This is a genomic window from Acidovorax sp. KPB24-07 (genome assembly GCF_057543315.1).
Genome location: NZ_BAAJYS010000164.1, coordinates 1 through 8,381 on the forward strand (window position 1 = coordinate 1; position 8,381 = coordinate 8,381).

Annotated in this window: 9 protein-coding genes; 3 read left to right on the plus strand and 6 right to left on the minus strand. The window is 66.6% G+C overall.

The window, feature by feature from the left end; all coding sequences use genetic code 11:
• The 3 genes from AC27IQ_RS15600 to AC27IQ_RS15610 all read left to right on the plus strand — a co-directional run.
• Nucleotides 1-768, plus strand: a 768-nt coding sequence (locus tag AC27IQ_RS15600; protein WP_487089997.1) for a DUF6402 family protein, incomplete at its 5' end; no start/stop codon positions are given.
• A 5-nt stretch (nt 769-773) separates the two neighbouring features.
• On the plus strand, nt 774-1,172 hold the full coding sequence (locus AC27IQ_RS15605) for a hypothetical protein (protein WP_487089998.1): 399 nt from the start codon (nt 774-776) through the stop codon (nt 1,170-1,172).
• A 172-nt stretch (nt 1,173-1,344) separates the two neighbouring features.
• On the plus strand, nt 1,345-1,560 hold the full coding sequence (locus tag AC27IQ_RS15610; protein ID WP_487089999.1) for a hypothetical protein: 216 nt from the start codon (nt 1,345-1,347) through the stop codon (nt 1,558-1,560).
• A gap of 93 nt (nt 1,561-1,653) precedes the next feature.
• On the opposite strand, the gene AC27IQ_RS15615 is transcribed toward AC27IQ_RS15610, so the two are convergent.
• The 6 genes from AC27IQ_RS15615 to AC27IQ_RS15640 all read right to left on the minus strand — a co-directional run bounded on the left by AC27IQ_RS15615 (nt 1,654) and on the right by AC27IQ_RS15640 (nt 8,158).
• A complete protein-coding gene (locus AC27IQ_RS15615) occupies nt 1,654-3,165 on the minus strand; it encodes a tripartite tricarboxylate transporter permease (protein ID WP_284396834.1) in 1,512 nt (503 codons plus the stop codon).
• 18 nt (nt 3,166-3,183) lie between these two features.
• Entirely contained in the window at nt 3,184-3,672 is a 489-nt protein-coding gene (locus AC27IQ_RS15620) for a tripartite tricarboxylate transporter TctB family protein (protein ID WP_284429961.1), read from the minus strand.
• A gap of 231 nt (nt 3,673-3,903) precedes the next feature.
• Nucleotides 3,904-5,697, minus strand: a complete 1,794-nt coding sequence (gene tfpB, locus AC27IQ_RS15625; RefSeq protein ID WP_284429960.1) for a type IV pilus assembly ATPase TfpB — start codon at nt 5,695-5,697, stop codon at nt 3,904-3,906.
• Nucleotides 5,698-5,790: 93 nt separating this feature from the next.
• A complete protein-coding gene (locus AC27IQ_RS15630; RefSeq protein ID WP_487090000.1) occupies nt 5,791-6,516 on the minus strand; it encodes a class I SAM-dependent methyltransferase in 726 nt (241 codons plus the stop codon).
• Nucleotides 6,517-6,560: 44 nt separating this feature from the next.
• Nucleotides 6,561-7,157 (minus strand): DNA-deoxyinosine glycosylase, encoded by a 597-nt coding sequence (locus tag AC27IQ_RS15635; RefSeq protein WP_487090001.1) that lies wholly within the window; start codon nt 7,155-7,157, stop codon nt 6,561-6,563.
• Nucleotides 7,158-7,321: 164 nt separating this feature from the next.
• The gene (locus AC27IQ_RS15640; protein WP_487090002.1) at nt 7,322-8,158 is read right to left on the minus strand and encodes a TatD family hydrolase; all 837 of its coding nucleotides are present in this window, start codon (nt 8,156-8,158) and stop codon (nt 7,322-7,324) included.
• Nucleotides 8,159-8,381: the final 223 nt, after the last annotated feature.

The window sequence follows — 8,381 nt, forward strand, 5'->3', positions numbered from 1 at the left end:
GGGTGGCCGGTGGCGGCGGCGTTGATGGAGCGGTGGTTCAGCAGTGCGGCCTTCGCGATGTCTCAGGAAATGAAAGAAAGCCGAGCGCCCTATCGGCTGAGTCAATTGAGCCCGGCGCAATTGGAGGCGACCACCGTCACTATGGCGTGGGCTCTGGGATTCGCACGCGTCCAGAATGCGATGGCCAGCCTGCAAGCCAAATGGTCGAGTCCAGCCGGAATTGCACAGCTGAAAGACCGTGTTGAAAAGCAAAGCAGGGGACGCGATCAACAGTGCTGGCGCTTTGGTGACTTGAATCAACCCGCCAAAATACTTGAAGACACCTGCCAGGTGAATTACCTCGCGTTTGGCCAATGGAGCGATCCGATGGACGACTTCTACGGCGCAATGGGCGAGGCGCAGGTCAACGTGGCAGTGTCTGGATTGGTGACCCCACAGGGGCCAGGTAAAGCGACTGTGGACATCAATGAACTGGGCTTCTATTTGCGCGATGCCTACGATTTCAATGACGGCAAATCTTTCATTTCTCAACCGCTGGGCTGCTGGGGCTTCAGTGGTGTGGAGTGTGGAGTTCGCACGCAGTTGAGCGTGCCTCTGCAGGAAGTGGTCGTGGACGAATCACCTGCGGCCGTGCAGAACCGCAAGTACATCGTCCAGAACAAGGACTTTCGCAACTGGCGCACGAAAAATCAAAGAGGAGGCGACTTTATGGTGCTATCGGATGTGCATCGAGTGCGGCTCCCTTTTCCACAAAAAATCTCTTGGTGAGATCCATGAAAAATTTTTCGAACCAATACCTTCGATGGGCATCCTGGGCCGTGCTCTGTGCCGCAGCGATAGCAGCGCTTTGGTATGCATGCACTCCAACATTGAAAGGCATCTCCATCAGTCCTCGCAAGGTCTATCGACTGGAGTATTACGACGCTTCGCTGGTACAGCGCCTTCGCTATCACCAAATGAAAATTCCTTCATTGGTTCGCTTGTACAAAATCCATCCAGAGACTTTGCTGGGTGAAAGCGATGTCGTGGACCTCTGGGTCAACGGCCAGTTGTATTGGTACCTCAACCCGCCCATGAACAAGGTGCGCGTAGGACGCGACGTGGTGTTCGAGAACATTCCGCCGGAGTGCGTTGACTGTCCGCCGCTGACCGATGCCGAAATCATGCCCTGAGAAGAAAAAATACCGGGTTCTTCTAAAACGGGCTGCTCTCGCGATTGCCTTGATCGTCGGGGGCTGGTACTTCGTTACTCCAACCTACGATCGAAGTCACTACAGCCCCCGCCGTGTGTACCGGTTGGACTACTACGAAGCCTCCTGGCTTCAACGTTTAACGCACATGGACATGCGTTATCCCCACGTGATTCGTCTTTATCGCGTCGAGCCGAGGACACTGTTGGGCACCAGCGATGTAGTGGACCTCTGGATCAACGGCCAGTTGTATTGGTACCTCAACCCGCCCATGAACAAGGTGCGTGTAGGGCGCGACGTGGTGTTCGAGAACATTCCGCCGGAGTGCGCTGACTGTCCACCGCTGACCGATGCCGAAATCATGCCCTGAGCCTCGCACCCTCCTCCCGACAGGCCCCCCAAAGAAAAACGGCACCCGAAGGTGCCGTTTTTCTCAATCGTGAAAGGGTACCCAGCCGGGACGTCAGTCCTCGACGAAGGCTTCCTCGCGCTTGTTCTTCACGGCCGGCAGCAGCACGATGATGAGCAGCAGCACGGCGGCAGCCAGCAGGCCGGCGGAGATGGGGCGCGTGACGAACACGCTCCAGTCGCCGCGCGACAGCAGCAGGGCGCGGCGCAGGTTTTCTTCCATCATCGGGCCCAGGATGAACCCGAGCAGCAGCGGCGCGGGTTCGGTGCCCAGCTTGTGGAACAGGTAGCCGATGAAGCCGAAGATGCCGACCAGCCACACGTCGAACGTGTTGTTGTTCGTGCCGTACACGCCCACCGCGCAGAACAGCACGATGGAGGGGAACAGCCAGCGGTAAGGCACGGTCAGCAGCTTGATCCACAGGCCGATCAGCGGCAGGTTCAGGATGATCAGCATCGCGTTGCCGAGCCACATCGAGGCGATCAGGCCCCAGAAGAGTTCGGGGTTGCTCGTCATCACCTGGGGGCCAGGCTGGATGTTGTGGATCGTCATGGCACCCACCATCAGCGCCATCACGGCGTTTGGCGGAATGCCCAGCGTCAGCAGCGGGATGAAGGAGGTCTGCGCGCCGGCGTTGTTGGCCGACTCGGGGGCCGCCACACCGCGGATGTTGCCCTTGCCGAAAGGAACTTCGCCGGGTTGCAGCTTGGTCTTCTTTTCGATGGTGTAGGCCGCGAAGGCCGCCAGCAGCGCGCCGCCGCCGGGCAGGATGCCCAGGGCCGAGCCGAGCGCCGTGCCGCGCAGCACGGCGGGGATCATGCGCTTGAAGTCTTCCTTGGTCGGCATGAGGCCGTGCACCTTGGCGGTGAAAACCTCGCGGTCGTCTTCGGGCTTGGACAGGTTGGCGATGATTTCGCCGTAGCCGAACACGCCCATGGCGATCACGACGAAGTTGATGCCGTCGGTCAGTTCAGGGATGTCGAAGCTGTAGCGGGCGACGCCCGAGTTCACGTCGGTGCCCACCAGGCCCAGCAGCAGGCCCAGCACGATCATGGCGACCGCCTTGAGCAGCGAGCCCGAGGCCAGCACCACGGCGCCGATCAGGCCCAGCACCATCAGCGAGAAGTATTCGGCGGGGCCGAACTTGAAGGCGACTTCGGTCAGCGGCGGCGCGAAGGCGGCCAGGATCAGCGTGCCCACGCAGCCGGCGAAGAACGAGCCCAGGCCGGCGGCTGCCAGCGCGGGACCCGCACGGCCCTTGCGCGCCATCTGGTAGCCGTCGATCACGGTCACCACCGAGGACGATTCGCCCGGCAGGTTCACCAGGATGGCAGTGGTCGATCCGCCGTATTGCGCGCCGTAGTAGATGCCGGCCAGCATGATCAGCGCGGCCACCGGGGGCAGCGCATACGTGGCGGGCAGCAGCATGGCGATGGTGGCCACGGGCCCGATGCCCGGCAGCACGCCGATCAGCGTGCCCAGCAGGCAGCCGATGAAGCAGTAGATGAGGTTCTGAAACGTGAAGGCGACGCCGAAGCCGGTCGCCAGGTTGTCAAACAATTCCATGGTCTTCGATGCTCCTGCTCAACCCGAAATGAAACTGGGCCACACAGGGAACTGCAGCTTCAGCGCCCACACGAAAGCCACGTAGCTGCCCACCGCGAGGACGGTGGCCAGAATAAACACTTCCTTGGCGTTGAAGGTGTCGCCGGCCAGGCTGGCGATGAACACCAGCGCATAGATCGCGACGATCAGCCCCATGGCCGGCACGCCGAACGAGGGCAGCCCCGCCAGCAGCACGCCGAACGCGAAGTTCGAGGCCAGGATGAAGAACAGCTGCTTCCACGCCCACTTGCCGACCTTGTCGCCATCCACGCTCTCCACCACCGTGGCGTAGAACGTGATCGCCACGCCGAGGATGGCGAGCAGGATGCCCAGGATCAGGGGGAAGTAGCCGGGGCCCATGCGGGCGCCGTTGCCGATGTTGTAGTTGGAGGCACCGACCGCGAAGGCCACGCCCACACCCATGAACATGAGGCCCGAAAAGAAATCTTTCTGGCTCTTGATTTTCACGAAAACGTCTCCTTACAAGAACTTGACGGGCGATTGTGCAGTCCGGTCCACTCGGGATCGATGTGGATTCCACCTATCCAGCGCCTAGGGAAAACCGCAGGGTGGCGCCTCGGAAAAAGCCGCGCCGGAGCACTACGGCAGAGCGTCCGCAGGCGGTGGATGAAGGGCCCGGCACGGCTCGGACAACGCGCGCGCAGCCGCCCCCGCCCGGGCCGCGCGCGGCGACACGGCCTACTCCATCGGCGGCGTGGCCGCCATCACTTCTTCCAGCGTGGTAATGCCTTCGGCCACCCTCAGCGCGCCGGCCAGGCGCAGCGGGCGCATGCCATCCTGCACGGCCTGGCGGCGCAGCACGTCGATGGAGGGCGCCTGGTTGATGCGGTCCTTGAGCGCCTCGCTCACGGTGAGCAGCTCATACAGGCCCATGCGGCCATGGAAGCCCGTCATGCGGCAGTCCACGCAGCCCACGGGCTTGTACGGGTGGTACCCGCCGTTGAGCTTCCACGGCTTGACCACGGCGGCCAGCGCCTCGGCCGAGGCCGCCTCGTCCTTTTGCTTGCACTGCTTGCACAGCGTGCGCACCAGCCGCTGCGCCAGGATGCCCAGCAGCGTGGCGTTGATGAGGTAGGGTGGCACGCCCAGCTCCATGAGCCGCGTGACGGCGCTGGGCGCATCGTTGGTGTGCAGCGTGCTGAACACGAGGTGGCCGGTGAGCGCGGCCTGCACGGCCATGTCGGCGGTGGCGAGGTCGCGGATCTCGCCCACCATGATGATGTCCGGGTCCTGCCGCATCAGCGCACGCAGGCCCTCGGCGAAGTTGAAGTCGAGCTGCGGCTGCACCTGGGTCTGGTTGAAGCTGGGCTCGATCATTTCGATCGGGTCTTCCACCGTGCTTACGTTGACCTCCTCGGTCGCCACGCGCTTGAGCGTGGAGTACAGCGTGGTGGTCTTGCCCGAGCCCGTGGGCCCGGTCACCAGGATGATGCCGTGCGGGCGCTTGACCAGCGCCTCCCAGCGCGTGGCGTCGTGCTGCGCGAAGCCCAGCGCGTCCAGGTCCTTGACGGCGTTGTCGGGGTCGAAGATGCGCATCACCATCTTCTCGCCGAAGGCCGTGGGCAGCGTGGACAGGCGCATTTCCACCTCGTCGCCGCGCGGGTTGCGGGTCTTGATGCGGCCGTCCTGCGGGCGGCGCTTTTCCACCACGTCCATGCGCCCGAGCAGCTTCACGCGCGAGACCATCGCGTTGAGCACGCCCATGGGCATCTGGTAGACCGGGTGCAGCACGCCGTCGATGCGAAAGCGGATCACGCCCTGCTCGCGGCGCGGCTCCAGGTGGATGTCGCTCGCGCGCTGGTCGAAGGCGTACTGCCACAGCCAGTCCACCACCTTGACCACACCCTGGTCGTTGGCATCGAGCTGCTTGTTGCTCTTGCCCAGTTCCACCAGTTGCTCGAAGCTGCTGCCCGCCGAGGCCCCGCCGGCCTTCTGCGCGGCGCGCACCGACTTGGCCAGCGCGAAGAACTCGGCGGTGAAGCGCTGGATGTCCTGCGGGTTGGCGACCACGCGGCGCACCGAGCGGCGCGCCTGGCGCTCCACCTCGGCCACCCAGTCGTCGATGAAGGGTTCGGCCGTGGCGATCACCACCTCCTTGGGCGTGACCTGCACGGGCAGCACCTTGTGGCGCTCGGCGTAGCTGGCGCTCATGGTGTCGGCCACGCGGCCCACGTCCACCTTGAGCGGGTCGATGCGCAGGTAGGCCAGGCCGCTGCGCTGCGCCAGGTACTGCGTGAGCGCCTCGGCATCGAGCGGGCGGCCATCGCTCGCGCGGGCCATGGCCACGTTGGCCAGGCGTACCAGCGGGTGCTGGCGGCTTTCGGCCTGCGAGCAGCGGGCGATGGTGCGGGCGGCCTCCTCGGCCGAGATCACGCCATCGGCCCGCAGCCAGTCCACCAGCCGACGCCACTCCAGCGGCCCGGTGTAGGCAGGGGGCTTCGTCGGGGTGTCGGTGGGGGTGGCGGTGCTCATGGGCGGGCCTCGTTCAAAGGTGAGGAAGGGCGAACGCAGCGGTGCGGCGGCAGCACCAGCACCCACCACGGCGGAAGGCCGGAGCGGCCCGCGTCATGCGGCCACCGGCTTGAAAACGCGCGCCCACTTGGTGGCCGGCAGGTCCCAGCGGGCCTGCACGGCCTCGGCGCGCGCGAGCAGGTCGGCGCGCTTGGGCCGCGTGGGCGTGCGCTGCGCCAGCACCACGGTGTTGCCTTCGCGCGTGGGCTTGAAGGCCCACAGCGCGTCGGCGCCGAAGGCCTCGGCCATCTTGCCCAGGCTGCGCTCGTAGCTGGAGGCGCGGCCGAACAGGTTGACGGTCATGGCGCCGTCCTCGGACAGCAGCGCCCGGCAGTCGGCATAGAAGGCGGCGCTGTCGAGCACGGGCGCGGCGGCGTCGTGGTCGTACAGGTCCACCTGCAGGGCATCCACCGTGCCCAGCCACATCGGGTCGCGGATCTCCGCGGCGGCATCGCCCAGGATCACGCGCAGCTTGGGGCCGTCGGGCGGCAGCTTGAACCAGGCACGGCACACGGCCAGCACCTGGGGATTGAGCTCGATGGCGGTGGCGCACATGCGCAGCTTCTTGTGGCAGAACTTGGTGAGGGCGCCGGCCCCCAGGCCCAGCTGCATCGCATGGCGCTTGGTGACGCTGGCGGGCTCGACGAAGAGCAGCCAGGCCATCATGCGCTGCACGTATTCCAGCTCGAGCTCAAAAGGCTCGGCCACGCGCATGGAGCCCTGGATCCACGGCGTGCCCAGGTGCAGGTGGCGCACCTCGCCATCGTCGGAGACGCTCACCTCGGGCAGGGCTTCGCTGTCGTTTTTTCTTGCGGGTCAAATCGTCACACCAATCCATAAGGGGCCAGGGCGGCAGCCCAGGCGTTCAGTTTCTTGTCAAAGCTCCACGAGGCGTTGGCCGGGCTGGTGGAGGGCAGCCGCAGGGACTGCACGCCGCCCTCCCGCAGCGCGGGCGGCAGCCCCAGGTGGGCGCGCACGGCCTTGGCGTGCCGGAAGCTCTCCCCGCCATTGTGGGCGATGGCGGCCAGGCGGGGGCACTGCGCCCGCAGCGCCCGGAAATCGTTCACCACGGCGTTGCGGATGTCGGTGTCCAGGCTGCCCTCGCGCTCGCAGGCGGCGTACACGTCCCACAGGCCCAGGCCCCGGTCCAGCAGCCAGGCGCAGCGCCCGGCGTAGTCGTCCCGCCCGGGCAGCACGGGTTGCGGCCACAGCGCCTGCAGGATGCGCCAGAAGTGGTTCTGCGGGTGCCCGTAATACTGCCCCGCGCGCAGCGAGGCCGCGCCAGGAAAGCTGCCGAGCACCAGCACCACGGTGCGCGGCGAGACGACCGGCGCCAGCCCGACCAGGCGCGGGGCTGCCGCCGGCACCGGACCGGAAGGCGGGGGGAACCAGGGCTCAGGCGGATCGGAGGCGGAATCCATGGCAGCCATCATCGGGGGGCATTGGGGAGAAAAAGAGGGGAACGGGGAATCGGCGGGCCCAGCCGGGTCGCGAGACCGGGCCGAGGCGCACGGCGGAGCATCGGCTTACTATCAATATAGTAGCAACATGCCCTAGTACCAATTGCACTGGCGGCCCAAAAGGCTCAGATCGCCAGCAGCGCCCCCAGACGCGGCAGCGCCGCACAGGCGTTGGCCCGCGTGGCCTGTGCCAGCTCCGCCACCGGCATGCCGCGCAGCCCGGCCACCACCTCGGCGATGCGGGGCAGCTCGCCCGGCGCATTGCGCGCGGGCGGTGCGCCGGCGGCCCGCTGGGCGGCGGTCACGTAGAGCCAATGCGGAGGAATGTCGGGGGCATCGGTCTCCAGCACCAGCGATTCGAGCGGCAACTCCGCCGCCAGCCGGCGCAGCTGCAGCGCGCGCTCGAACGTGACCGCCCCGCCAAAGCCGAGCTTGAAGCCCATGGCGATGAACGCCTGGGCCTGCTGCAGGCTGCCGTTGAAGGCATGGGCGATGCCGCCGCGCACCGGCCGCTCGCGCAGGCCCTTGAGCACCTTGTCCGACGAGCGCCGCACGTGCAGGATCACCGGCAGGTCGAAGCGCTGCGCCAGCTGCAGTTGCGCCCGGTAAAAGCGCTCCTGCCGCGGGCCGTCCAGCGTGGGCACGAAGTAATCGAGGCCGATCTCGCCGATGGCGACCAGGCGCGGGTCGGCGTGGTGGGTCTGCAGCGCCCCGGCCAGCGTGTCCACATCGCCATCGCCCGCGCGGCCGGTGAACAGCGGGTGGATGCCGAGCGCGTAGCTGTCGCCATGCTGGTGCGCCAGGCGGTGCACGGCGTCCAGGTTGCCCAGCTCCACCGCCGGCAGCACGCAGTGCGCGACACCGGCGCGCGCGGCCTCGGCGCGGATCTGGGCCAGGTGCGCGGGCCCGGCATGCGCCTCGAACTCGTCCAGATGGCAGTGGGTGTCGATCCAGGTGTGCATGCGCGGATGATGCCCGAGGCGGCTGACCCTGCGGCGCCATGGCCCGCGCCGATACGCCCTGTCACATGCGCGGCGGGCTTTTCCGTGCTACCGTGAACGCTCCGCCGCCGCCCACCCGTGGCGCGCCCGCTTCCAGAGGTGTCAGCATGCCCAGGCCACCCCGCTACAGCAGCTCCCGCTCCGACCGCCGCAGCGCCCCCGAGGCGGCACCGCACCCGGCCAC

Bases quoted from the DNA above. Each gene is read 5' to 3' on its own strand.
- AC27IQ_RS15605 (WP_487089998.1), top strand. From the start codon at position 774: ATGAAAAATTTTTCGAACCAATACCTTCGATGGGCATCCTGGGCCGTG.
- AC27IQ_RS15610 (WP_487089999.1), top strand. From the start codon at position 1,345: ATGCGTTATCCCCACGTGATTCGTCTTTATCGCGTCGAGCCGAGGACA.
- AC27IQ_RS15615 (WP_284396834.1), bottom strand. From the start codon at position 3,165: ATGGAATTGTTTGACAACCTGGCGACCGGCTTCGGCGTCGCCTTCACG.
- tfpB (WP_284429960.1), bottom strand. From the start codon at position 5,697: ATGAGCACCGCCACCCCCACCGACACCCCGACGAAGCCCCCTGCCTAC.
- AC27IQ_RS15635 (WP_487090001.1), bottom strand. From the start codon at position 7,157: ATGGATTCCGCCTCCGATCCGCCTGAGCCCTGGTTCCCCCCGCCTTCC.
- AC27IQ_RS15640 (WP_487090002.1), bottom strand. From the start codon at position 8,158: ATGCACACCTGGATCGACACCCACTGCCATCTGGACGAGTTCGAGGCG.